The organism is Mycobacterium sp. TKK-01-0059 (assembly GCF_000709305.1).
GTDB classification, from domain to species: Bacteria; Actinomycetota; Actinomycetes; order Mycobacteriales; family Mycobacteriaceae; genus Mycobacterium; species Mycobacterium intracellulare.
The window spans coordinates 1,865,731-1,890,695 of record NZ_KL446993.1 but is presented as its reverse complement, the minus strand read 5'-3'; the positions used below and the strand labels follow the sequence as shown (position 1 = coordinate 1,890,695).

At 66.7% G+C, this 24,965-nt stretch carries 21 protein-coding genes, 3 tRNA genes and 1 pseudogene; 13 read left to right on the top strand and 12 right to left on the bottom strand.

Going from position 1 to position 24,965, the window contains the following annotated elements; translation table 11 throughout:
- Positions 1 to 11 precede the first annotated feature (11 nt).
- Both mbtM and K883_RS09100 read right to left on the bottom strand, forming a co-directional pair.
- Positions 12 to 1,571, bottom strand: a complete 1,560-nt coding sequence (gene mbtM, locus K883_RS09105; RefSeq protein ID WP_020821265.1) for a long-chain-fatty acid--ACP ligase MbtM — start codon at positions 1,569 to 1,571, stop codon at positions 12 to 14.
- A complete protein-coding gene (locus tag K883_RS09100; protein ID WP_050989361.1) occupies positions 1,568 to 1,831 on the bottom strand; it encodes an acyl carrier protein in 264 nt (87 codons plus the stop codon). Before K883_RS09100 ends, mbtM begins: the two co-directional genes overlap by 4 nt.
- A gap of 264 nt (positions 1,832 to 2,095) precedes the next feature.
- On the opposite strand from K883_RS09100, the gene K883_RS09095 reads away from it, so the two are divergent.
- On the top strand, positions 2,096 to 2,554 hold the full coding sequence (locus K883_RS09095; RefSeq protein ID WP_036429866.1) for a DinB family protein: 459 nt from the start codon (positions 2,096 to 2,098) through the stop codon (positions 2,552 to 2,554).
- Positions 2,555 to 2,619: 65 nt separating this feature from the next.
- Positions 2,620 to 2,978, top strand: a pseudogene (locus K883_RS09090) (nuclear transport factor 2 family protein).
- Positions 2,979 to 3,054: 76 nt separating this feature from the next.
- Here the strand turns inward: K883_RS09090 and K883_RS09085 are convergent.
- A tRNA-Leu gene (locus K883_RS09085) sits at positions 3,055 to 3,137 on the bottom strand.
- A 251-nt stretch (positions 3,138 to 3,388) separates the two neighbouring features.
- Here K883_RS09085 and K883_RS09080 point away from each other — a divergent pair.
- From K883_RS09080 to pknB, 7 genes are all read left to right on the top strand, one after another.
- Positions 3,389 to 4,999, top strand: coding sequence for a DUF3662 and FHA domain-containing protein (locus tag K883_RS09080; protein ID WP_008262561.1), 1,611 nt, complete (start codon positions 3,389 to 3,391; stop codon positions 4,997 to 4,999).
- A gap of 124 nt (positions 5,000 to 5,123) precedes the next feature.
- Positions 5,124 to 5,591 carry an FHA domain-containing protein FhaB/FipA gene (locus K883_RS09075; RefSeq protein WP_007771646.1) on the top strand — a complete coding sequence of 156 codons (468 nt, stop codon included), beginning with the start codon at positions 5,124 to 5,126 and terminating at the stop codon, positions 5,589 to 5,591.
- A 64-nt stretch (positions 5,592 to 5,655) separates the two neighbouring features.
- Positions 5,656 to 7,161 (top strand): PP2C family protein-serine/threonine phosphatase, encoded by a 1,506-nt coding sequence (locus K883_RS09070; RefSeq protein ID WP_020821262.1) that lies wholly within the window; start codon positions 5,656 to 5,658, stop codon positions 7,159 to 7,161.
- Positions 7,158 to 8,567: an FtsW/RodA/SpoVE family cell cycle protein gene (locus K883_RS09065; RefSeq protein WP_008262556.1), complete on the top strand. Its 1,410-nt coding sequence runs from the start codon at positions 7,158 to 7,160 to the stop codon at positions 8,565 to 8,567. The genes K883_RS09070 and K883_RS09065 overlap by 4 nt, the downstream gene beginning before the upstream one ends.
- Complete coding sequence (pbpA, locus tag K883_RS09060) at positions 8,564 to 10,042, top strand: D,D-transpeptidase PbpA (RefSeq protein WP_008262554.1); 1,479 nt, start codon at positions 8,564 to 8,566, stop codon at positions 10,040 to 10,042. The genes K883_RS09065 and pbpA overlap by 4 nt, the downstream gene beginning before the upstream one ends.
- Positions 10,039 to 11,310, top strand: coding sequence for a serine/threonine-protein kinase (locus K883_RS09055; protein WP_036429717.1), 1,272 nt, complete (start codon positions 10,039 to 10,041; stop codon positions 11,308 to 11,310). Before pbpA ends, K883_RS09055 begins: the two co-directional genes overlap by 4 nt.
- Complete coding sequence (pknB, locus tag K883_RS09050; protein ID WP_008262551.1) at positions 11,307 to 13,187, top strand: Stk1 family PASTA domain-containing Ser/Thr kinase; 1,881 nt, start codon at positions 11,307 to 11,309, stop codon at positions 13,185 to 13,187. The genes K883_RS09055 and pknB overlap by 4 nt, the downstream gene beginning before the upstream one ends.
- Here the strand turns inward: pknB and K883_RS09045 are convergent.
- On the bottom strand, positions 13,165 to 13,851 hold the full coding sequence (locus K883_RS09045) for an aminodeoxychorismate/anthranilate synthase component II (RefSeq protein WP_020821261.1): 687 nt from the start codon (positions 13,849 to 13,851) through the stop codon (positions 13,165 to 13,167). The two genes, pknB and K883_RS09045, sit on opposite strands and share 23 nt — an antisense overlap.
- A 44-nt stretch (positions 13,852 to 13,895) precedes the next feature.
- Positions 13,896 to 14,639 carry a DUF881 domain-containing protein gene (locus K883_RS09040; RefSeq protein WP_020821260.1) on the bottom strand — a complete coding sequence of 248 codons (744 nt, stop codon included), beginning with the start codon at positions 14,637 to 14,639 and terminating at the stop codon, positions 13,896 to 13,898.
- Positions 14,640 to 14,768: 129 nt separating this feature from the next.
- Between K883_RS09040 and crgA the strand changes: the two genes are divergently transcribed.
- Positions 14,769 to 15,050: a cell division protein CrgA gene (crgA, locus tag K883_RS09035; protein ID WP_003872098.1), complete on the top strand. Its 282-nt coding sequence runs from the start codon at positions 14,769 to 14,771 to the stop codon at positions 15,048 to 15,050.
- 155 nt (positions 15,051 to 15,205) lie between these two features.
- On the top strand, positions 15,206 to 15,631 hold the full coding sequence (locus tag K883_RS26650) for a PH domain-containing protein (RefSeq protein WP_081656300.1): 426 nt from the start codon (positions 15,206 to 15,208) through the stop codon (positions 15,629 to 15,631).
- Positions 15,632 to 15,653: 22 nt separating this feature from the next.
- On the opposite strand, the gene K883_RS09025 is transcribed toward K883_RS26650, so the two are convergent.
- Positions 15,654 to 16,202, bottom strand: coding sequence for a peptidylprolyl isomerase (locus K883_RS09025; protein WP_008262529.1), 549 nt, complete (start codon positions 16,200 to 16,202; stop codon positions 15,654 to 15,656).
- A 160-nt stretch (positions 16,203 to 16,362) separates the two neighbouring features.
- Between K883_RS09025 and cwsA the strand changes: the two genes are divergently transcribed.
- Positions 16,363 to 16,797 (top strand): cell wall synthesis protein CwsA, encoded by a 435-nt coding sequence (cwsA, locus tag K883_RS09020; RefSeq protein WP_036454301.1) that lies wholly within the window; start codon positions 16,363 to 16,365, stop codon positions 16,795 to 16,797.
- Between the two features lie 2 nt (positions 16,798 to 16,799).
- Here the strand turns inward: cwsA and K883_RS09015 are convergent, their stop codons facing one another.
- Positions 16,800 to 18,014, bottom strand: coding sequence for a cytochrome P450 (locus K883_RS09015; RefSeq protein WP_036454299.1), 1,215 nt, complete (start codon positions 18,012 to 18,014; stop codon positions 16,800 to 16,802).
- Positions 18,015 to 18,210: 196 nt separating this feature from the next.
- Between K883_RS09015 and K883_RS09010 the strand changes: the two genes are divergently transcribed.
- Positions 18,211 to 18,765, top strand: coding sequence for a TetR/AcrR family transcriptional regulator (locus K883_RS09010; protein WP_020821257.1), 555 nt, complete (start codon positions 18,211 to 18,213; stop codon positions 18,763 to 18,765).
- Between the two features lie 16 nt (positions 18,766 to 18,781).
- Here the strand turns inward: K883_RS09010 and K883_RS09005 are convergent.
- From K883_RS09005 to gyrB, 5 genes are all read right to left on the bottom strand, one after another.
- Positions 18,782 to 18,854 (bottom strand) — tRNA-Ala (locus K883_RS09005).
- A gap of 148 nt (positions 18,855 to 19,002) precedes the next feature.
- Positions 19,003 to 19,076: transfer RNA gene (locus tag K883_RS09000), tRNA-Ile, on the bottom strand.
- Positions 19,077 to 19,157: 81 nt separating this feature from the next.
- Entirely contained in the window at positions 19,158 to 20,033 is an 876-nt protein-coding gene (locus K883_RS08995) for a DUF3566 domain-containing protein (RefSeq protein WP_020821256.1), read from the bottom strand.
- 146 nt (positions 20,034 to 20,179) lie between these two features.
- Positions 20,180 to 22,696 carry a DNA gyrase subunit A gene (gyrA, locus tag K883_RS08990; protein ID WP_020821255.1) on the bottom strand — a complete coding sequence of 839 codons (2,517 nt, stop codon included), beginning with the start codon at positions 22,694 to 22,696 and terminating at the stop codon, positions 20,180 to 20,182.
- Between the two features lie 51 nt (positions 22,697 to 22,747).
- Positions 22,748 to 24,781 (bottom strand): DNA topoisomerase (ATP-hydrolyzing) subunit B, encoded by a 2,034-nt coding sequence (gene gyrB / locus K883_RS08985; protein WP_009954877.1) that lies wholly within the window; start codon positions 24,779 to 24,781, stop codon positions 22,748 to 22,750.
- Positions 24,782 to 24,965 lie beyond the last annotated feature (184 nt).

The window sequence follows — 24,965 nt, the reverse complement described above, 5'->3', positions numbered from 1 at the left end:
GGCGTTCGCGCTCAGCCCTGTAGTTGGCTGCGGACCTCCAGCCGTCTGAGCTTGCCCGACGACGTACGCGGTAATGAGCCTGGTGGCATCAAGACGACATCGGCCGGAGTCACCCCGCACACCGAGATGACCCGCTTGATGACAGCGCTGCGGGTCACGTCGTGATTCTGCCCCACGAATTCGGCGGCGATGAGCAACCGCGACTGGGCGGCACCGGATTTCGAACCGACCGCAACCACGCCACCGTGTCGCACCCCATCCACCTGCGCGGCCACCTGCTCGATTTCGGTGGGAAAGATGTTGCGGCCGGCGATCGTGATGACCTCTTTGGACCGACCGCAGATAACCAGCTCACCGTCGACCAGATAACCGATGTCTCCGGTGCGGAACCATTCCGCACCGTGATCGGATCCTGTGGCGGGGTCGCCGAAATATTTCGTCATCATCGATGAGCCGCGGATCTCGACTTCCCCAACACCATCATCCGTTGATCGATGCGTCGGGCTAATGCGTAGCTCCATACCGGGGATGGGGCGCCCCAACAGCGCATAGCGTTGCCGCACATCCGATTCCGTCCGCTCATCGATGCGCAACCCCTGCCCGCAGGCGGGCATCGTCACGGCGCAGGTTGACTCGGCCATCCCATACGCCGGCGTCGCCGCCGACGCCCGCAATCCGAACGGAGCCATCGCGTCGGCGAATCGCTGAAACCCCTCGCAATCAACGGGTTCGCCGCCATTGATGGCAATCCGCAGCGCCCCCAGGTCCACATCCGAAACCCGGCCGGAGTAGCGACCGAGCATGGAGTACCCGAAATTGGGTCCGGCGGTGAAGGTTGCCGCGCTGGCCGAAAGCCAATCCGCCCAGCGAAGCGGTGCCGCAGAGAACGCGCCCGTCGGCGCCTGCCAAAGCGGCATCCCGCTCAGGACGGCGGTCAACAGGAAGGCCAAGCCCATGTCGTGGTAGATCGGCAGCCACGAACACGCCCGGTCGGAGCCGTCGAGTTGTAGCCGCTCGATGAGGCCGCGCATATTGTTCAGCACGGCCTCCGGCGACAAGACGGCAGTGCGCGGATCACCGGTCGAGCCGGCAGTACCCTGGAGGATCGCGGCGTTCGAATCGTAGTGACTTTGAAGGTCATTCGACGCCGGGGTGCGAGCGGCCTCGGCAAGGCTGGAGACAGACAGCGTCGACTCCGCATCGCCGAGCGTGCGCAGGGTCGCACCGTGACTGAATACCGTGCTGACTCCGATTCCGCTGAACCGACTCAGGGTGCTGTGCGCCCACTCGGCCGGGTCGGCACCGCGCCTGGGACGGGGCAGAATTGATACGGCGGCACCCGCCAGCCACGCGCCCTGTATGGCGGCGACCAGCTCGACGGTCGGTTCACCGACAATTCCCACGGCACCGAGGCGGTCCTGCTGGAGCAGATGCGTTGCGATGCTTTCGGCCATCCCGTGGACCTCGGGCCAGGGGCGGGCGATCCATTTGTCGGCTTCTTTGTCCAGGACGACCAAGTCATGGGGCGATCGCGTCATCGCATCGCGTATGGCGGCCGCGAGAACGTTCATGCGTCGACTCCGACTCCGATCGCGGCCTGCAAGTCACCGACGGTCGTGCAGGTCAACAGGTCTTCCTCGCTCAATTGCGTTCCGAACCGTTCTTCGATGGCAACCAGGCCGGCGGCAAAGGCGACGGAGTCCATTCCCAGGTCGTCTATCAGACGCGTTGCGGCAGTGACGGATTCGAATTTGAGGTCCAGGTCATCCCGAAGGACGCTGACCAACTGATCGTCGACGGTGCTGGGCACAGGGGGATTGGAGGAGGTCATGAGCCGCGACCATACCGCGCTGATTTAGGTAAGGCTACCCTCAGTGGTTATTGTGTGGGTTGTCTCACCGTCGAGGCCGACAGCGATGGGCTGCCCGTTGACGTCGGCCAGCTGCGGCTTGCCCGCGCCGACGATTGTCCCGCAGGCACAAGGACTTTGAACGCCGCGTGATCGGTTGCGAATGGCCAACCAGCTTCGTGTTGAGCCCGCTGAAATGATGGTGCTGTGACAGAACCTTGCGCGGGGTGCGGTTTCGCCTATGACCTGCGCCGAGCCACATCAGCGGGCCACGACATCCGGGCGTTGGCGTCCGAAGCCGTTGTACTTCTGTCTAACAACGAGATCGGCGTGCGGTCCCGCTCGTGTCCCGACGTGTGGTCACCGCTGGAGTACGCATGCCATGTGCGAGACGTGCTGCTGGTGCAACGCGAGCGCGTGCTCGCAGCACGGCGCGCGAACGGCCATGATTGTGCGTCCATGGGGCGCGACGAGCGCGCCGAACACGACGGGTACAGCGAACAGGATCCGGCCGAGGTCGCTCGTCAACTTGCCGACGCGGCAGCACTATTCAGCAATGTCCTCGCTCGGCTATCCGACGATGACTGGGACCGAACGGTGATTTACCACTATCCGGAGACCCACGAGCGGTCGCTGCGCTGGGTCGCAGTACACACCGTGCACGAACTCCAGCACCACCTTCTCGACATTCGCCGCCAACTGTGACCGCCACACACGATGCGCATCAAAGCCGCTCGGCGGCCCAATTCACCTGCGTTACAGTGCCGGCCATGAACGTCGACGCGGACGCCTTTTCGAAACGATGGGCGCAACACTGGAACGCCCACAACGTCGACGCCGTCCTCGACGACTTCCATGACGACGTGTGTTCACATCGCCCGTGGCCGCCAACCTCCTGCCGGAAACGCAGGGGGTGGTCCGCGGCAAGGCGGCGCTACGTCGGTACTGGATCGCCACCCTCGAACGCATTCCGGATCTCCGGTTCACCGTCGAAGGCGTCTACCAAGGCGTCAACACAATCGTGATCGCCTACCGCAACCAGAACGGCGACCTCGTCAACGAGGTCCTGATCTTCGACGGCGACGCGATCGTCGAGGGCCATGGGACGTATCGCAGCGACTGCTCATAGCCCGAGTCCCGATCTCCCCAAACACGAAAGCCACGACCCCTTGCGAGGTCGTGACTTTGCGTAGCACCGCTCAATGTGGGCGAAGGGGGACTTGAACCCCCACGTCCCGAAGGACACTGGCACCTGAAGCCAGCGCGTCTGCCATTCCGCCACTCGCCCGGAAAAACAACCGATGGACCATACCACTGTAATGGCCCGATTCCCGAACCGCCGCAGCGGGCCTGGATCCCGTCCGGCGCCCTGCCCTCGCCGCAGGCGCACCCCTGATCTGCGGGGACCCAGTTCTCACTGTTTCGACAGTGCCGCGCCGTTGCGATGTGCCGATACCATGCGGGAGTGAACCAGCACGCGGGCGATTCGTTTGCCGCGCACCGGCAATACCTTCTGCAAGTGCAGGCGAACGGTAGGACATGAGTAGCCAACGGGGGCTGGCCGCGCGGATCGAGCGCAAACTCGAGGCGTCGGTGGACAACGCCTTCGCCCGGGTGTTCGGCGGATCGATCGTCCCGCAAGAGGTAGAAGCCCTGTTGTGCCGCGAGGCCCGCGACGGAGTTCAGAAGCTTCACGGAAATCGCCTTTTGGCCCCCAACGAATACATCATTACCCTCGGTATGCACGACTTCGGAAAGGTGAGCACCGATCCCGATCTCACGTCGAGCTCTTTCGCGAGGTACTTGGCTGACTACATCCACGAACAGGGGTGGCAAACGTATGGTGAGGTGGTCGTCCGGTTCGAGCAGTCGTCGAACCTGCGTACCGGCCAGTACCGCGCCCGTGGTGCTGTCAACCCCGATGTCCAGCCCCGCCCGACGGTCAAAGACGCCGTCCGGCCACAATCAAATAACGCGTTCGGCGATGAACGAGGAGTAGCACCAATGACTGACAATTCGAGCTACCGCGGGGATCAGGGGCCGGGGCGGCCCGGCGACGAGTATTACGACGACCGCTACCGGCGTCCCCAGGACGACGCGCGCGGTGGCCCGGACCCGCAGGGTGCACCCGACCCCCGCGGGGGATATCCGCCTGAGCAGGGCGGCTACCCACCTCAGCAGGGCTACCCGCCGCGCCAGCCCGAGCAGGGCGGCTACCCGGAGCAAGGCGGCTACCCGCCGCAACAGGGCTACCAAGACCAGGGCGGTTACCAGGGACAGGCTGGCTACCCCGACCAGGGGCACGGCGGCTACCCGCCGCAGCAGGGCTACCAGGACCAGCGCGGCTACCCCGACCAGGGGCAGAGCGGCTACCCGCAGTCGTATGAGCAGCGCCCGCCCGCGCCGGGCGGGTATGGCGGTGGGCAAGGCTACGAGCAGGGATACCGCCAGGGCGGTTACGGCCCTCCCGCCGGCCAGCCCGGCGGTGGCCCGCAGGGCTACGGTGGCGGCTACGCCGACTACGGTCGCGGACCGGCCCGCCAGGACGAGGGCGGCTACGCCCCGCCGGAACAACGCCCCGCCTACCCCGAGCAGGGTGGTGGGTACGACCAGGGTTACCAACAGGGCGGGGGATACGCCCGCCAGGATTACGGCTCGCCCGAATACACCCAGTACGCCGAGCACGCGCAGGGCACGACGTACGGCGGCCAGGGCGGGGGATACCCCGAGGCCGCCAGCCCCGAGTACGACTACGGTCAGCAGCCCGACTACGGCCAGCAGGCGGAGTACGGCCAGCCCGCCGACTACGGCCAACAGGCGGGCGGCTACGGCGGATACGGGCCGGGCGGCTACGGCGCGACGGGCACCACGATCACCCTTCAGCTCGACGACGGCAGCGGCCGCACCTATCAGTTGCGCGATGGCTCCAACATCATCGGCCGCGGGCAAGACGCGCAGTTCCGGCTGCCCGATACGGGCGTGTCACGGCGCCACCTGGAGATCCGCTGGGACGGGCAGGTCGCCCTGCTGTCGGACCTGAACTCCACCAACGGCACCACCGTGAACAACGCGCCGGTCCAGGAGTGGCAGTTGGCCGACGGCGACGTCATCCGTTTGGGCCATTCGGAAATCATCGTCCGGATCCACTAAGTCGCTGGGCTCAACGCTGCCGTGCTTCGCCCCGTGTCGACCACCGTCCAAGTATCGTGACGTAGCCGATGTGCGCGGAGTCACGGGCGCCGGGGACACGACGCTAGGACGGAAAGGACGCCAGATGCAGGGATTGGTACTGCAGCTGACGCGCGCCGGATTTTTGATGTTGCTCTGGGTATTCATCTGGTCCGTGCTGCGAATCCTGCGGACCGATATCTACGCCCCGACCGGTGCCGTCATGGTGCGTCGCGGGCTGGCGCTGCGCAGCACGCTGCTTCCGTCGCGGCAGCGCCGGCACGCGGCCCGCTATCTGGTGGTGACCGAAGGCGCGCTGGCGGGGGGGCGCATCACGCTGAGCGGCCAGCCGGTGCTGATCGGACGGGCCGACGACTCCACCCTGGTGCTCACCGACGACTACGCCTCAACCCGGCACGCCCGGCTGTCTCAGCGCGGCTCGGAGTGGTACGTCGAGGATCTAGGATCGACCAACGGTACTTACCTTGACAGGGCGAAAGTGACGACAGCGGTACGAGTCCCGATAGGAACGCCGATTCGAATCGGTAAAACGGCGATCGAGTTACGCCCGTGACCCGCGCCAATGACAATGATGCCGGCTCGGCAGATTTTCCAGCCGGGATCGAGGAGTGGCGCCCGTGACCCTGGTCCTGCGATACGCCGCCCGGAGCGACCGTGGCCTGGTGCGCGCCAACAACGAAGACTCTGTCTATGCCGGCGCCCGGCTGCTGGCCCTGGCCGACGGCATGGGCGGCCATGCGGCCGGCGAGGTGGCGTCCCAGTTGGTGATCGCCGCGCTGGCCCACCTCGATGACGACGAGCCGGGCGGCGACCTGCTGGCCAAGCTCGACAACGCGGTGCGCTCCGGCAACGCGGCCATCGCAGCGCAGGTAGAGGCGGAGCCCGAACTCGAGGGGATGGGCACCACTCTTACCGCGATCCTGTTCGCGGGCGACCGAATTGGATTGGTACACATCGGCGATTCGCGGGGCTACCTGCTGCGCGACGGCGAACTGAGCCAGATCACCAAGGACGACACCTTCGTTCAGACCCTGGTCGACGAGGGCCGCATCACCCGGGAAGAGGCGCACAGCCACCCGCAGCGGTCGCTGATCATGCGGGCGCTCACCGGCCACGAGGTCGAGCCGACGCTGACCATGCGAGAAGCGCGCGCCGGCGACCGTTATCTGCTGTGTTCCGACGGGCTGTCGGACCCGGTCAGCGACGAGACCATCCTCGAGGCATTGCAGATTCCCGACGTCGCCGAGGCCGCCTATCGCCTCATCGAGTTGGCGCTGCGTGGCGGCGGGCCGGACAACGTCACCGTCGTGGTCGCCGACGTCGTCGACTACGACTACGGGCAGACCCAACCGATTCTGGCCGGCGCGGTCTCGGGTGACGAGGATCAAATGACGCTGCCCAACACCTCGGCCGGGCGGGCCTCGGCGATCAGGCCGCGCGACGAGGCGGCCAAACGTGTTGCGCCGCAACCCGAAACGCCACACCGGCCGCGGTGGTCCCGGCGACGGATGGTCGTCGTCGCCGCGCTGGCGGTGCTGCTGGTCATCGCGGGCCTCACCGTGGGGTGGTGGGTCATCCAGCGCAACTATTACGTCGCCGAATACAACGGCAGGGTCTCCATCGTCCGGGGCATCCAGGGAACGCTGCTGGGCGTCCCGTTGCAACGGCCTTACCTGGTCGGCTGCCTCAACGCGCGCAACGAACTGTCCCTGGTCAGCTACGGACAATCCGGCCATCCCAATTGCCAGCTCATGACCCTGCAAGATCTGCGCCGTCCCGGACAGGTCCAGGTCCAAACCGGACTGCCGGGCGGCAGCCTGGACCAAGCGGAATCGCAGCTGCGCCAGTTGCTGGCCGAATACCTGCTGCCGATCTGTCCGCCGCCGCGCGCCACCTCTCCGCCCGGATCCCCGTCCACCGGCGGTACACCCCAATCCAGCACCACCGCAACGCCATCACCCCCGACCACCAGTTCCACCAGCGCCAGCCCCCCACCCAGCACAAGCGCCTCCAACGGCCCCGCGACCCCATCACCGGCAGGTCCGACGACCACCTCGCAAACGGTGACCGCTCTCCCCGGGCCCCCACCCCAACCGGGCATCGATTGCCGGACGGTGGCATGACGACACAGCTTCAACCGCCGGTCGCGGTCACACCTCCTCTGCCTACCCGGCGCAATGCCGAGCTGTTGCTGCTGGGCTTCGCCTCGCTGATCACCGTCGCCGCGCTGCTGATCGTCGAGGCGAATCAAACCCGCGATCTGCACTGGGACGCGATCAACTACGGGCTGGTGTTTCTCGTCGTCTTCGGATCGGCGCACATGGCGATCCGGCGCTTCGCGCCGTATACCGATCCGCTGCTGTTGCCAATCGTGGCTCTACTCAACGGGCTTGGCCTGGTGATGATCCACCGGCTCGATCTGGTCACCAATCAGCTCAGCGGCCGTCACCACCCCAGCGCAACCCAGCAGATGCTGTGGACCCTGGTCGGGGTGGTGACCTTTGCCCTGGTGGTCACCTTCTTGAAAGACCATCGCCAGCTCGCGCGCTACGGTTACATCTGCGGACTCGTCGGTCTGGTCTTGCTGGTGATTCCCGCCCTGTTGCCGGCCTCGCTGTCCGAACAGAACGGCGCCAAGATCTGGATTCGCTTGCCCGGCTTCTCAATTCAGCCCGCTGAGTTCTCCAAAATCCTGCTCCTGATCTTCTTCTCCGCGGTGCTGATCGCCAAACGCGGCCTGTTCACAAGCGTCGGCAAGCACTTCATGGGCTTGACCCTGCCCCGCCCCCGTGACCTCGCGCCCCTGCTGGCGGCCTGGGTGATCTCGGTCGGCGTGATGGCCTTCGAAAAAGACCTTGGCACTTCGCTATTGCTGTACACATCGTTTTTGGTGGTGGTCTACCTCGCCACCCAGCGGTTCAGCTGGGTGGGGATCGGTCTGGTCCTGTTCGTCGCGGGAAGCGTTGTCGCGTATTTCATTTTCAGCCACGTCCGGGTCCGGGTGCAGATGTGGTGGGACCCGTTCTCCGACCCCGACGGCAGCGGCTATCAGATTGTGCAGTCGCTCTTCAGCTTTGCCACCGGCGGGATTTTCGGCACCGGGCTCGGCAACGGTCAGCCCGACACCGTGCCCGCCGCGTCGACCGACTTCATCATCGCGGCGTTCGGCGAAGAGTTGGGATTGGTGGGCCTGGCGAGCATCTTGATGCTCTACACCATCGTCATCGTGCGGGGCATGCGCACGGCGATCGCCACCCGGGACAGCTTCGGCAAGCTGCTGGCGGCGGGCCTGGCGTCGACGCTGGCCCTACAGTTGTTCATCGTCGTCGGCGGGGTAACGCAACTCATTCCGCTGACCGGGTTGACCACCCCGTGGATGTCCTATGGCGGTTCGTCGTTGCTGGCGAACTACGTGCTGTTGGCCATCCTGGCGCGCATCTCGCACAGCGCCCGTCGTCCCCTGCGCGCCCCCGCGCGCCATGAGCCGCCGATCGCGGCGGCCGGCACCGAGGTGATCGAGAAAGTATGAACGCCTCCCTGCGCCGGATCTCGGTGACCGTGATGGCGTTGATCGTGCTGCTGTTGATCAACGCCACGATGACGCAGGTCTTCGCCGCCGACTCGCTGCGCGCCGACCCGCGCAACCAGCGCGTCCTGCTCGACGAGTATTCGCGCCAGCGCGGCCAGATCGTGGCGGGCGGACAGCTGTTGGCCTACTCCGTCGCCACCGATAACCGCTTCCGCTTCTTAAGGGTCTACCCCAACCCCGCGACGTACGCGCCGGTCACCGGGTTCTACTCGCTGCGCTATTCCAGCACCGGCCTGGAACGCGCCGAGGACCCGCTGTTGAACGGCTCCGACGAGCGGCTGTTCGGGCGCCGGCTGGCCGACTTCTTCACCGGCCGCGACCCGCGGGGGGCCAACGTCGACACCACGATCAAGCCGCGCGTCCAGCAGGCCGCCTGGGACGGGATGCAGCAGGGCTGCGGCGGTCCGCCGTGCAAAGGCGCCGTGGTCGCCCTCGAACCGTCCACCGGCAAGATCTTGGCGATGGTGTCGTCGCCGTCCTACGACCCCAACCTGCTGTCGTCGCACGATCCCGAGGTGCAGGCCAAGGCCTGGCAGCTGCTGCGCGACGATCCCGACAACCCGATGACCAACCGTGCCATCTCGGAGACCTACCCGCCCGGCTCCACCTTCAAGGTGATCACCACCGCGGCCGCGCTGCAGGCCGGCGCCTCCGACACCGAGCAGCTGACCGCCGCGCCGTCGATTCCGCTGCCGAACAGCACCGCGACGCTGGAGAACTACGGTGGACAGTCGTGTGGCAACGAGCCGACCGTGTCCTTGCAGCAGGCCTTCGCCCTGTCCTGCAACACCGCGTTCGTCCAACTCGGCATGCTCACCGGGTCCGACGCGCTGCGTGGCATGGCGCGCTCATTCGGCCTGGACAGCACCCCGAGCGTCATCCCGCTTCAGGTCGCGGAGTCGACCATCGGGATCATCCCGGACGCAGCCGCCCTGGGCATGTCGAGCATCGGGCAAAAGGATGTCGCGCTGACGCCCCTGCAGAACGCCGAGATCGCCGCGACCATCGCGAACGGCGGGGTGACGATGCAGCCGTACCTGATCGACAGCCTCAAGGGGCCGGACCTGACCACGATCAGCACCACGGCACCGTATGAGCAGCGGCGCGCCGTGTCGCCGCAGGTCGCCGCTAAGCTAACAGAGCTGATGGTCGGCGCCGAGAAGGTCGCACAGCAGAAAGGGGCCATTCCCGGCGTGCAGATCGCATCCAAGACGGGTACCGCAGAACATGGCACCGATCCGCGGCACACACCGCCGCACGCGTGGTACATCGCTTTCGCGCCCGCACAGACCCCGAAAGTCGCCGTGGCGGTGTTGGTGGAGAATGGCGCCGACCGCCTGTCCGCGACGGGGGGTGCACTCGCCGCGCCGATCGGACGGGCTGTGATCCAGGCCGCGCTACAGGGAGGACCATGAGCCCGCGAGTTGGTGTGACGCTGTCTGGCAGATACCGCCTGCAGCGCCTGATCGCCACCGGCGGCATGGGTCAGGTCTGGGAGGCCGTGGACAGCCGCCTGGGCCGACGCGTCGCGGTCAAGGTGCTCAAGCAGGAGTTCTCCCAAGACCCCGAGTTCATCGAGCGCTTCCGCGCTGAGGCGCGGACCACGGCGATGCTCAATCACCCCGGGATCGCGGCGGTCCACGATTACGGCGAGAGCCAGCTGGACGGGGAGGGCCGCACCGCCTACCTGGTGATGGAGCTGGTCAACGGCGAGCCTCTGAACTCGGTGCTCAAACGCACCGGCCGGCTCTCGCTGCGGCACGCCCTGGACATGCTCGAGCAGACCGGTCGCGCGCTGCAGGTCGCGCACGCCGCCGGGCTGGTCCACCGCGACGTCAAGCCGGGCAACATCCTGATCACCCCGACCGGCCAGGTGAAGATCACCGACTTCGGCATCGCCAAGGCCGTCGACGCCGCGCCGGTGACCCAGACCGGCATGGTCATGGGCACCGCCCAATACATCGCGCCCGAACAGGCGCTCGGGCACGACGCCACCCCGTCCAGTGACGTGTACTCGCTGGGAGTTGTTGGCTACGAGGTTGTTTCGGGCAAGCGGCCGTTCACCGGTGACGGCGCCCTGACCGTGGCGATGAAGCACATCAAGGAACCCCCGCCGCCGCTGCCTGCGGAGCTGCCGCCCAACGTGCGAGAACTCATCGAGATCACGCTGGTCAAGAACCCGGCGATGCGGTACCGCAGCGGGGGACCGTTCGCCGACGCCGTCGCGGCGGTGCGCGCCGGTCGCCGTCCGCCCCGCCCCAGCCAGTCACCGCCTCCGGGCCGGGCCTCGCCGGCGGCGATACCGTCCAGCCCGACGACCCGGGCGGCGGCGGTGTCCCCGCGCAGCGCGGCGCCGCGTCGATCCCGCCCGACCACCGGCGGGCACCGCCCGCCCCCGGCCCGGCGCACCTTCTCGTCGGGGCAGCGCGCGCTGCTCTGGGCCGCCGGGGTACTCGGCGCGCTGGCGATCATCATCGCGGTGCTCATCGTCATCAATTCCCGGGGGGATCAGCAGCAACAGCCCCCGACGGTCACCGACACCGGCACCCCGCCGGCATCGGCGCCCCCGCCGACCAACACCCCGAGCGGTTCGGCAGGCATGCGTCTCGAGTGGCCGGATGACGGCACGATAGGGATGTCGGGATTCCGCGGTGGGCCGGCGGGACACGGGACATCGCAATGACCACCCCGCAGCACCTGTCCGATCGTTATGAGCTCGGGGAGATCCTCGGTTTCGGGGGGATGTCCGAGGTTCACCTGGCCCGCGACCTCCGCCTGCATCGCGACGTCGCGGTCAAGGTGCTGCGCGCGGATCTGGCCCGCGATCCCAGCTTCTACCTACGCTTTCGGCGGGAGGCGCAAAACGCCGCCGCGCTGAATCACCCGTCCATCGTCGCCGTCTACGACACCGGCGAGGCCGAGACCCCCACCGGGCCGCTGCCCTACATCGTCATGGAGTACGTCGACGGCGTCACCCTGCGCGACATCGTGCACACGGACGGGCCGCTGCCGCCGCGGCGGGCGATCGAGATCATCGCCGACGCGTGCCAGGCGCTGAACTTCAGTCATCAGAACGGCATCATCCACCGCGACGTCAAGCCGGCCAACATCATGATCAGCACCACCAATGCGGTCAAGGTGATGGATTTCGGGATCGCCCGCGCGATCGCCGACAGCGGCAACAGCGTCACCCAGACCGCCGCGGTGATCGGAACCGCGCAGTACCTCTCGCCCGAGCAAGCCCGCGGCGACGCCGTCGACGCCCGCTCCGATGTGTATTCGTTGGGGTGCGTCCTTTACGAAATCCTCACGGGCGAACCACCTTTCGTCGGAGACTCGCCGGTCGCGGTTGCCTACCAACATGTCCGCGAGGACCCCGTGCCGCCGTCGCAGCGCCACGAGGGCATCTCGCCCGATCTCGACGCCGTCGTGCTCAAGGCGCTGGCCAAGAATCCGGAAAACCGCTATCAGACCGCGGCGGAGATGCGCGCCGATCTGGTCCGGGTGCACAACGGCGAAAAGCCCGAAGCGCCCAAGGTTTTCACCGACGCCGACCGAAGCTCGATGCTGTCGTCGAGCCCCGGCAGCGCCGGCCCGCCCCGGACCGATCCGCTGCCTCGCCAGGTTCTCGCCGACGCGGGCGAGGACCGCACCGTCGGGTCGGTCGGTCGCTGGATCGTCGCGGTGGCGGCACTGGCCGTCCTGACGATCGTTGTGGTGATCGCGTTCAACACCTTCGGTGGCGGGGCTCGTGACGTTCAGGTGCCCGACGTGCGCGGGCAGGTGTCCGCCGACGCCATCGCGGCGCTGCAAAACCGCGGCTTCAAAACGCGCACGCTGCAAAAGCCGGATTCGATCGTTCCGCCCGACCACGTCATCGGCACCGACCCCGGCGCCAACGCGTCGGTGAGCGCCGGCGACGAGATCACCGTCAACGTCTCCACCGGCCCGGAGCAACGCGAGGTGCCCGACGTGTCCTCGTTGAGTTACTCCGACGCGGTCACCAAGCTCAAAGCCGCGGGATTCACCAAGTTCAAGCAGGCCAATTCGCCGTCGACACCGGAGCTGCTGGGCAAGGTGATCGGGACCAACCCGCCGGCCAACCAGACGTCGGCGATCACCAACGTCATCACCGTCATCGTCGGCTCCGGGCCGGAGACCAAGCAGGTTCCCGACATCGCGGGCCAGACCGTGGACATCGCGCAACGCAACCTCACCGTCTACGGGTTCAGCAAGGTGACCCAGGTGCAGGTGGACAGCCCCCGGCCGGCCGGTGAAGTGATCGGGACCAATCCGCCCAAGGGACAGATGGTTCCGGTGGACTCGGTCATCGAGCTGCAGGTGTCCAAGGGCAATCAGTTCGTCATGCCCGACCTGTCCGGCATGTTCTGGACGGACGCCGAACCGCGGCTGCGGGCGCTGGGCTGGACGGGCATCCTCGACAAGGGCGCCGACGTCGACGCCGGTGGCTCCCAGTCCCACCGGGTGGTGTATCAGAACCCGCCGGCGGGCTCCGGGGTGAACCGGGACGGGATCATCACGCTGAAGTTCGGTCAGTAGCCGCCGGGTCGGCCGGGAAATACGGCCGCACCGCGGCGTGCACGTCATTCTCGAGCCGGCGCACCAGCGTGTCGTTGCGCACCAACCCGCACACGGCCAGCCAGTTCGCCAGCATGCGATGGCCGCCCTCGGTCAGGATCGACTCCGGGTGGAACTGCACGCCGTGAATCGGCAGTTCGGTGTGGCGCACCCCCATGATCACGCCGCTGTCGGTGTGGGCGGTGACCTCGAGAACCGGCGGCAGCGATTCGGGCAGGATGGTCAGCGAGTGGTAGCGGGTCGCCGTGAAGGGATCCGGAAGCCCTTGCAACACACCGACATTGGTGTGGTGAACGCTGCTGGTCTTGCCGTGCAGCAGTTCGGGGGCGCGGTCGACGGTGGCGCCGAAGGCCACGCCGATGGCTTGGTGCCCCAGGCAGACCCCGAGCAGCGGGGTCTGCTCGGCGGCACAGGCGCGAACCATCCCGATGGAAGCGCCCGCGCGCTCCGGGGTGCCCGGCCCCGGACTGAGCAGCACGCCGTCGAACTGCCGGGCGGCCGCGGTCTCGTCGGAGAGCCGGTTGTCGTCATTGCGCCAGACGTCCGCGTCCACACCCAGCTGCCCGAGGTACTGCACCAGGTTGAACACGAAGCTGTCGTAGTTGTCGACAACCAGGATCCGCATCGTGCCAGGTTACCGCCCGAGGGCGCGCCACCGGTCGGGCGGCGTCAGTAGGCGATCGGGCCGTTGGGCTGCGCGTAATGCAGCCGGTCGGGCTCGAAGTGCCCGACGACCTGCACGTCGGATTTGACCTCTTCGCGGTAGCCGAGGCCGAACCGGACCACGTACTGCTTGTAGAGGACCACCAGGGGAGCGGCGGCGAGGGCGGCTTGCATGGCCGCGGAGTTGCCGATCGCGGTGATGGTGTACGGCGGGCTGTAGGTGCGCCCGTTGAGCAGCAGCGTATTGCCCACGCAGCGGGGCACCGAGGTGGCGATGAGCCGCTGGTCTTGCATCTGGACCGCCTCGGCGCCCGCGCTCCACAGCGCGTTGAGCACGGCCTGGATGTCTTGCTGGTGCACCACCAGGTCGTCGGGTGACGCGTCGCGCGGGAACCGGCCGTTGGCGTCGCGCTGCGCGTCCTCGAGGGTGACCACCAGGCCCGGGCCGTGCACCGGGTTCATGTCCGCCTGACCGGCGAGCTGCGCGGAGCGCCGCAGCATCGCGGCCAGCGCGGCGTCCGAAGAGCGCCCGTGCGCCGTGTCGATCTTCTTCGCGAGTTCCTCGCGTTCGGCGTTGAGGCGGTTCACCGACGACTGGGTCTCACGGACCAGGTCCACCAGCCGCGGGGCGTCGCTGCCCCGGATCTCGGCGCCGCCGGATACCCCGTGCGTGGCGGCGAGCAGCAATCCCGCCAGCGCGCACACCACCGGGACGCCGAAGCGCCATGGCGACTGGCGCGTCTGGATCATCGAGTCTCCATTTCCTGGTCACCGCCCCAGGTGCGTTAGTCTCGTAGCCAAGCTATGGGTGCAGCTGCCGTGTTCATCGTTGCACCCCGTCCCGCTCACCGTGTCGTTGAGGTAATCCGCGAGGTAATCATGCCCAAGTCCAAGGTCCGCAAGAAGAACGACTTCACCGTCAGCGCGGTCAGCCGCACCCCGGTGAAGGTCAAGGTCGGACCGTCCAGCGTGTGGTTTGTCGCGCTGTTCATCGGCCTCATGCTGATCGGGCTCGTCTGGCTGATGGTGTTTCAGTTGGCCGCCGTCGGATCCCAGGCGCCGACCGCGTTGAACTGGATGGCGCAACTGGGCCCCTGGAACTACGCCATCGCGTTCGCTTTCATGATCACCGGTTTGTTGCTCACGATGCGCTGGCACTGAGCAGCGCGACCGACGGAATGAATTCATTTTCGGGCTGATTTGTCATTGCGCCAGCAACTTTCCGACCACCCAATCACACGCGTGTGATTTATCCCCACTGTTGATAGAGATTGTGGATAACTGCATCGGCAGTGGTGGGAGGGGCTAAAGACCGCATGCAGCAAACTCAATGGGAGCCACACGCGACCGGAATCGCAGGTTGTGGAGCCGCGGGCGTCTTGTTGGCTATCGCCAGTGTGACCCTAATCACAGACCCGCCGGGGCGGGTTCTGGCGGGCGTTGCCGCGGGGGGTCTGCTGTTGTTTGCGGGGATGTCGTGGCGCGCGCGCCCGAAACTGGCAATCACGCCCGACGGCCTGGCGTTGCGCGGCTGGTTCCGGACGCAGCTATTGCAGCAATCCGACATCAAGATCATCCGCATCATCGAGTTCCGCCGTTACGGACGCAAAGTGCGGCTGCTGGAGGTCGAGACCGCCGATGGCGGCCTGGTGCTGTTCTCCCGCTGGGACCTTGGGACCGACCCGCTGGACGTGCTGGACGCGCTCACCGCAGCCGGCTACGCGGGCCGTTCGCAGCCCTGAACGCCCCGCGCGGGCGGGTCGGTTACGAGATGGTGATCGACTCGATGACGACCGGCTCGGAGGGGCGGTCGTTGCCGTCGGTGCTCGTCGTGGCGATCGCGTCGACCACCTGCTGGGAATCCGGGTCGGTCACCTCGCCGAAGATCGTGTGGCGCCGGTTCAGGTGCGGCGTCTTGTCGACCGTGATGAAGAACTGCGAGCCGTTGGTGCCCGGGCCCGCGTTCGCCATCGCCAGCAGGTAGGGCTTGTCGAATTGCAGTTCGGGGTGGAACTCGTCGGCGAACTTGTACCCCGGGCCACCGCGGCCCGTGCCGGTCGGGTCGCCGCCCTGGATCATGAAGCCCCGGATCACCCGGTGAAAGACCGCGCCATCGTAGAACGGGCCGGACGAGCCTCCCGATGCGTTCTGGGTCGAGTACTCCTTGGTCCCCTGCGCCAGGCCGACGAAGTTGGCGACGGTCTTGGGCGCGTGGTTTCCGAACAGGGCGACCTTGATGTCGCCGCGGTTGGTGTGGAGCGTGGCGGTAGCAGTCTGAAAGGGGCTGTTAGTCACGGCATGAGAGTCTGCCACTACGGGTGAGCGCGCCCGCACGCGGTGCCACCCATCCGACCCGCCGGCGAAAACCCCGCGAACGCGCACCCGCGCCGCCGACGTCCCTATGCTGGCAGTCTGTTCAGGTATCGGGGCCGGCTTCACGACAGGCGTCGCCGGCGGAACAGAAGGGCGGCAGATGAGCGCGAAGACGGAGTCCCGACTGACCCCCCGGGAGCGACTGGCCCGCGGCCTGACCTATTCGGCGAGGGGGCCGGTGGACGTCACCCGCGGGGTCGTCGGCCTCAGCGTCCAGTCGGCGCAGTCGACCGCGGCGCAGCTGCGTCGCCGGTATCGGGAGGGGCGCTTGGCCGCCGACATCGCGGCGGCCCAAGAGGCCCTCGCCCAGGAGCTGGCCGCCGCGCAGGAAGTGGTCACCAACCTGCCCCAGGCACTGCAGGGCGCGCGGCGAGCGCAGCGTCGTGGCAAGCGACCGTTGATCATTGCGGCGGCGGCCGTCGCGGTCCTCGCCGGTGGCGCCGTGGCGTTCAGCATCGTCCGGCGCTCGGTGCGGGCGAAACCTCAGGAGCCGCAGTCGCGCCCGCCCAGTGTCGAGGTACAGCCGCGCCCGTAGGTTCACCGCACGCTGAGGCGCAATCGTTCGCGGCGCCGAACCAGGATGCTGGGCAACCATTCTCCGACCTCGGCGGCGTCGATCCAGGTTGTGCGCTCGAGCAGCGTCCGCAACACGATGTGGGCCTCCAAGCGGGCCAGTGCGGCACCCACGCAGAAATGCACGCCCTTGCCGAAGCTCATGTGACTTTTGCCGCCGGCGCGGTCGAGGCGGAATTCGTGTGGCGCGTCAAAGTGCGCGGGGTCGCGGTTAGCGGCTCCCCACATCAACAGCAGGTGGGAGTCGGCCGGCACGTCGACGCCGCCGAGCGTGGTGTCGCGCCACACGTGCCGGTAATGTCCCCGAAACGGCGCTTCGAAGCGAAGTGTCTCTTCGATGAAAGCGCTTAGCAATTCCGGCTTTTCGCGCAGTTGACGTTGGATCGCCGGACGGTCGGCCAGAATCCACGCCGCGCTGCCCAGCAGCGAAGCCGTTGACTCGCCAGCCGCGCTGAAGAGCGTGAGCATGATTCCCAGCGCCGGCAGTTGCTCGAGTTCACCCGATGCGTAGCGCGCTGCCAGGTCGCCTATCAGCCCGGAATCTGGTTTGCCGCGGGCCTTTTCGAAATGCTCCATCACATAGCCGGACAGCTGCATCGCGGCCAGTCCGGCCTGCTCGACCTGTTCGGGCGTGACAATCCCGTCGAGCAGCGTGGTCGTGGCGTACCCCAGCCGGATGAGTGTGTCGGCGTCGTCGTCGGGGAGGCCCAGGAGTTTGCAGACCACCATCATCGGCAACCGGTTGGCGATCGCGCTCATCCATTCGATCTGGCCGTCGCGCAGGTTTTCTTCCCAGAGACGGTCGGCGGTCTGGATCGCGAATTCCTCGATGATCCGGACGCGCTTGGCCGACAGGTGAGGCAACAAAAGTTTGCGATGCATCGCATGCACGGGGTCATCGGCGGTGGCCAATGCATGCATCGGACCTCCCGGAGGTCCCATGTCGAGCGGGGCGACGGTGCCGTCCTCGTGGAAGACCATCGTCGCCGTGAGGTTCGACGAAAAATCCTCGACCCGATCCACGGCCTCCTGGACCGCCTGCCAGCCGCACACGGCGTAGAACACGGAGTCGCCGATCCGGTGCACCGGCGCCTCGGCCCGCATCCGGTCATACAGGGGGTAAGGATCCTGTATCGCGTCTCGGCCGAAGAACCTGATCGCGCTGTCGAGCACCGCCATGCGTCTCAGGCTCGATGCCGCTGGTCGCAGCGTCAACGGGATGCCGAGAAGTTGAGGAGCCGTCGCGGCCGGGTTCCCCGGCGGACGACTTCGTCGACCCGGCACGAACAGGCGGTATCCGTGAGAAGAGAAGCCTCAAAATTCTCATGCTGCGAAATGATTTCTTGCGCCACGCAGAGTGGGGGAGCATGGGTGGATGACGCGCGACGACTGGTTGGTGGGCCGCGATCGTGGTAGCGAAGCCACCGAACGGATTTACAGCGCGGCCGCCGACCTCATCGCGCGCCACGGATATGACGGTTTCACGATCGAGGCGTTGGCGGCCCGGGTGCACTGCTCGCCGGCGACGATATACCGGCATGCCGGCGGCAAGGCGACCATCCGCGACGCCGTGATCCGTATGCAAGCCGCGCGCATCATCGATAAGACCCGGGAAGCGATCAAGGACCTCACTGGTCGCGAGCGGGTCGTGACGGCCACGATCATGGCGTTGGAACGCCTGCGCTCCGATCCGCTCGCTCAGCTCATGCGCTCGATTCACGCGGCCCCGGTCAGCGACTGGGTCATCAACTCGCCCGCGGTGACCGCCTTGGCCGCCGAGATGCTGGGGCCCGACAACGATGACCCGCTGGCCGCGCAGTGGCTAATTCGTGTTTTCCTGGCGCTGTGGGGCTGGCCGCTCAAGGACCCGGCAGGCGAGCGCGCCTTGGTGGAACGCTTCCTCGGGTCGTCGTACGCAGGCTGTGCGTGACAGAGGAATTGGCTTGTGGAGCCTAGGGGAATCGAACCCCTGACACCCGCCTTGCAAAGGCGGTGCTCTACCAACTGAGCTAAGGCCCCTCATCGTGACTGGGTGGTTGACCGGGGTCATCCACAGCCACGTGCCAGACCTCGACTCCACGTCGTGACCACGCCACCGCTGCCGATACGGCGATCAGTGCCAGTGGCAGTGCGAGTCGTACGCAACGTCTTGACGGGCACATGGTTGTGGGCCTAGGAGGACTCGAACCTCCGACCTCTTCGTTATCAGCGAAGCGCTCTAACCGCCTGAGCTATAGGCCCGTACTCGCGTACGGCCGAGCGACGAGATTACCGCACGAGCCGCCCGTCTCCCAAAAACGCAGCACCAGAGCCGGCCATCGGCTAGTCGCGATCCGCCAGCGTCACTTCGATGCCGCCGATCAGATCGGTGGTCAGGTTGTAGACGAACGCGGCGATGGTCGCCATCGCGGTCAGCAGCACGATGTTGACCAGGCCGATCAGGACGGCGCCGCCGAAAATCGTGCCGCTGGATACCAGTTCGCCGCTGCTGCCGCTGGTGTTGTTCAGCAAGTCACCGACGTTGCTGTTCAACTTCGACCACACGCCCATGCCGCCGAGCACGAGGTAGAGGAACGCGACGGCGATCATCCACACGAAGAACAACGCCACCGACAACAGCAGCGACACCTTCAACGTGCTCCACGGGTCGATCCGGCGGATCTGCATGCTGGCCCGGACGGGTCCTCGCGTCCGCCGTGACACCTGCACGCGGTCGCGGTTCTCCCGAGCCTCCCGGCTTTCCGTGGTCGAAGGCCGGCCGGCTCCCGACGGACTCTCCGGCGTCCGCTGTTCGGGTGCGGGCTTGCGGTGTGGGCCGCGCGGTAGCGGGCCGGACAGGTCCGGCAACTCGCTGGCGTAGGCCTCAGCGGGCGATCCTTCGCGGGCTGGTGCCGCGTCGGCGTCTTTCGCATGCGCCGCGGCGCCGGCCCCGGGTGCCGCGGTGCCGGAGATGAAACGGTTCAGCCTCGCCTCGACCCCGCTGGCCGGTCGCTTCTCGGTGGGGGGCTCGTTCTGGCGGGGCGGCGGCTGCTGGGGCCGGGTTCCGCCACGCTGCCACGGCGGTCCGTCCCCGGGCTCCTGGGGCCGGCCACCCTGCGCGGATGGCGCCGCGCGGCGCACCCCGGCGCGCTCGGCCGCACCATCCCCGTTGGGAACGTCTCCCTTTTTGGGGGCGCCCGGCTCGTTCGGTGAAGTCACCCCGACTCCTTAGGTCTGCTACCCCGGCCGCGCAGGCGGTGCAGTCGCGTCATGTCTGATCGGGCTGAGTCTAAATGCCCCGTTCCTCCTCGGGCCGCGCCGCGGCCCGCATCGTCATCGGGCTGAGTCTAGTGGCTTAATTCCGACTAGCTCTCCGACTCGGCGCCCTCGACTTCCTCGACGGCTTCGTCCGCGTTTGCTTCGGCATTGCGAGCGATGGCCAACAGCGTGTTTTCTTCACCCAGGTTCATCAGCCGCACGCCCTTGGTCTGCCGTCCCGCCTTGCGGACCTGGCCGGCCGCGGTCCGGATGACGCCCCCGCCCGAGGTGATCGCGTACAGCTCGCTGTCCTCGTCGACGATCAACGCGCCGACCAGCCTGCCGCGCCGACGGTCATACATCACCGTCAAGACGCCCTTGCCGCCGCGGCCCTGCACCGGATACTCCTCGATCGCGGTGCGCTTGGCGTACCCGCCGGAGGTCGCCACCAACAGGTAGGTGCCTTCACGAACGACGTTGAGCGACAACAGATAATCGTCGGCATTGAAGCGCATGCCCTGCACGCCGGAGGTGGCGCGGCCCATCGGGCGCAGCGCTTCGTCGGTCGCCGAGAACCGGATGGACTGGCCGTTGGCCGACACCAGAAGCAAGTCATCCTCGGCGGAGCAGAGCACCGCACCGACCAGCTCGTCGCCGTCGCGCAGGTTGACCGCCACGATTCCGCCCGACCGGTTCGAGTCGAAATCGGTCAGCTTGGTCTTCTTCACCAGGCCGTTGCGGGTGGCCAGCACCAGGTACGGCGCATCCTCGTAGCCGCGGATCTGGATGACCTGGGCGATTCGCTCCTCGGGCTGGAACGCCAGCAGGTTGGCGACATGCTGACCGCGCGCGGTGCGCGACGCCTCCGGCAGCTCGTAGGCCTTGGCCCGGTAGACCCGCCCCTGCGTGGTGAAGAACAGGATCCAGTCGTGCGTTGAGCACACGAAGAAGTGCCGCACGATGTCGTCCTGCTTGAGCCCCGCACCCTGGACGCCCTTGCCGCCGCGTTTCTGGCTGCGGTACAGGTCGGTTTTGGTGCGCTTGGCGTAGCCGGTCTCGGTGATGGTGACGACGACGTCCTCGCGGGCGATCAGGTCCTCGTCGTTGACGTCCCCATCGGCGGCGATGATCCGGGTGCGCCGCTCGTCGCCGTGCTTGTCGACGATCTCGGACAGCTCGTCGTGCACGATGGCGCGCTGCCGCTCGGGCTTGGCGAGGATGTCCTCGAGGTCGGCGATCTCGGCTTCGATCTTGGCCAGGTCGTCGATGATGCGCTGGCGCTCCAGGGCGGCCAGTCGGCGCAGCTGCATGTCCAGGATCGCCTGGGCCTGGATTTCGTCGATTTCGAGCAGCTCGATCAGGCCGGCCCTGGCGATGTCCACGGTCTCCGACGCGCGGATCAAGGCGATGACCTCGTCGAGCGCGTCGAGCGCCTTGACCAGTCCGCGCAAGATGTGCGCGCGTTCGTTGGCCTTGCGCAGCCGGTAGGTGGTGCGCCGGACGATCACGTCGAGTTGGTGATTGACGTAGTGGCGGATCATCTGGTCGAGGCGCAAAGTGCGCGGTACCCCGTCGACGATGGCCAACATGTTCGCGCCGAAGCTGGTCTGCAGCTGGGTGTGCTTGTAGAGGTTGTTCAGCACCACTTTGGCAACGGCGTCGCGCTTGATCTCCACGACGATGCGCAAGCCGACCCGGTCGCTGGACTGGTCCTCGATGTTGGAGATGCCGGCGAGCTTGCCGTCGCGGACCTGCTCGGCGATCGAGGTGATGAAGTTGTCGTGGTTCACCTGGTACGGCAGCTCGGTGATGACCAACGAGGTGCGTCCGCGTGAATCCTCTTCCACCTCAACGACTCCGCGCATCCGGATCGAGCCGCGACCCGTGGTGTACGCGTCGTGAATGCCCTGCGAGCCGACGATCAGGCCGTGGGTGGGGAAGTCCGGGCCCTTGACCCGCTCGCAGACCGCGGTGAGGGTTGCCTCCTCGTCGGCCTCGTGGTTGTCCAGGCACCAGTAGACGGCCTCGGCCAGCTCGCGCAGGTTGTGCGGCGGGATGTTGGTCGCCATCCCGACCGCGATGCCGCCCGAACCGTTGGCGAGCAGGTTCGGGAACCGGCTGGGCAGGACGGTCGGCTCCTGCACCCGGCCGTCGTAGTTGGGGATGAAATCGACTGTCTCCTCATCGATTTCGCGCAACATTTCCATCGCGAGCGGGGTCAGCCGCGCCTCGGTGTAGCGCATCGCCGCTGGTGGGTCGTTGCCCGGCGAACCGAAGTTGCCCTGCCCGTCGACCAGGGGATAGCGCAGCGACCACGGCTGCGCCATGCGCACCAGGGTGTCGTAGATCGAGGCGTCGCCATGCGGGTGGTAGTTACCCATCGTCTCGGCGACCGACCGTGCCGACTTCGCGTGGCTGCGGTCCGGGCGGAAGCCGGAGTCATACATCGCATAGAGCACCCGGCGGTGCACCGGCTTGAGGCCGTCGCGCACCTCGGGCAGCGCGCGGCCGACGATGACGCTCATCGCGTAATCGATGTAGCTGCGCTGCATCTCCTGCTGAATGTCGACCGGCTGGATCCGGTCGACGGAGTCGTCACCTGGCGGCAGCGTGGTGTCAGTCATGTATTCCTCGTTGGTCGGTCAACGGTGGCAGGTCTGAATCGCTCAGCCGTCTTAGACATCTAAGAAGCGAACGTCCTTGGCGTTACGGGTAATAAAGCTGCGGCGCGCGTCGACGTCCTCGCCCATCAGGATCGAGAACAGCTCGTCGGCGGCCGCGGCGTCGTCCAGCGTCACTTGGCGCAACACCCGGACGGTTGGATCCATTGTGGTTTCCCACAATTCCTTCGCATCCATCTCACCGAGACCCTTGTAGCGCTGAATGCCGTCGTCCTTGTTGATCTTCTTGCCGGCCTTCTGCCCCGCCTCCAACAAACCGTCGCGCTCGCGGTCGGAGTAGGCGAATTCGGGGTCGCTGCGCTGCCACTTCAGCTTGTACAGCGGCGGTTGCGCCAAGAACACGTGGCCGTTTTCGATCAGGGGGCGCATGAAGCGGAAGAGCAGCGTCAACAACAGCGTCGAGATGTGCTGGCCGTCGACGTCGGCGTCGGCCATCAGCACGATCTTGTGATAGCGCAGCTTGGTGATGTCGAACTCGTCGTGGATGCCGGTGCCCAGGGCGGTGATGATGGCCTGCACCTCGGTGTTCTTCAACACCCGGTCGATGCGGGCCTTCTCGACGTTGATGATCTTGCCGCGCAGCGGCAGGATGGCCTGGAACATCGAGTCGCGGCCGCTTTTCGCCGAGCCGCCAGCCGAATCACCCTCCACCACATACAGTTCCGACTTGCGCGGATCCGTCGAGCGGCAATCGGCGAGCTTGCCGGGCAGCCCGCCCAGATCGGTCGCGCTCTTGCGGCGCACCAACTCTCGCGCCTTGCGCGCCGCGATCCGGGCCTGCGCCGACGACACCGCCTTGTTGACCACCACCTTGGCGTCCGCGGGGTTGGCCTCGAACCAGTGGGTGAGCTGTTCGTTGCAGACCTTCTGCACGAACGACTTCACTTCGGTGTTGCCCAGCTTGGTCTTGGTCTGGCCCTCGAACTGCGGTTCGCTGACCTTGACCGAGATCACCGCGGCCAGGCCTTCGCGAATGTCGTCGCCGGTGAGGTTCGGGTCCTTGTCTTTCAGCAGCTTCTTGTCTTTGGCGTACTTGTTCACCACCGACGTCAGCGCGCTGCGGAAACCCTCTTCGTGGGTGCCGCCCTCGTGGGTGTTGATGGTGTTGGCGAAGGTGTGCACGGATTCCGAGTAGCCGCCGTTCCACTGCATCGCGATCTCGACCTCGTGGCCGGGGCCTTTGCCGTCGAAGTCGATGATGCTCTGCTGGATCGGGCTCTTGGTGCGGTTGATGTGCTTGACGAAGTCGACCAGACCGCCGGGGTAGTGGAAGGTGCGGTGCTTAACCTTATGTGGCGCAGTCGATTCCGCCGCCTTTTCCTGGGCGGACTTGGGTGCGTCGGCGGTGTCGCTGACGACCTCGTCGACAACCTCCTCGTTGCTCACCCGCTCGTCGGTGAGGTTGATGGTCAACCCCTTGTTGAGGAACGCCATTTCCTGCAGCCGGCGCGCCACCGTCTCGAAGTCGTACTCGGTGGTCTCGAAGATGTCGGGGTCGGCCCAGAACCTGATCGTGGTGCCCGTCCGCTTGGTGGCCTCACCCTGTTTGAGCGTTCCGGGTACGGCGTGGTCGTAGAACTGCGACCATTCGTAGCCATCGCGGGCGATGTCCACCTCGAGCCGGGTCGACAGCGCGTTGACCACCGAGACGCCGACGCCGTGCAGGCCACCGCTGACGTTGTAACCGCTGTTCTCACCGCCGAACTTGCCGCCGGCGTGAAGTTGGGTCATCACGACGTCGACGGTGGGGGCGCCGGTCGCGTGCATCGCGACCGGGATGCCGCGCCCGTTGTCGGCGACCTCGACGCTGCCGTCGTCGAGTATCCGCACGTCGACCTTGTTGGCATAGCCGGCCATCGCCTCGTCGACGGAGTTGTCGACCACCTCCCAGATGAGGTGGTGCAGACCACGCTCGCCGGTGGACCCGATGTACATGCCGGGGCGTTTGCGGACGGCTTCGAGGCCTTCGAGCACGGTGATCGCTGAAGCGCCGTAATCGTCTTGCGCCTTCTTCTTCTGGGCAGCCACGGTCGGAATGCTCTCCTTGGGGTTTCATGCGGGCGGTTCCTCATCACCGCAACAGTCGCATGCGGCTAGTCTAGCGTGATCCCCCGTCCGCACCGATTTTCTAGCCGCGTTTCTACCCAGCTAACCGCGCCGTGCGGACGATTTCTTTATTCTGGCCGCGTCCCGACGTGCATCAAGGGTGTCT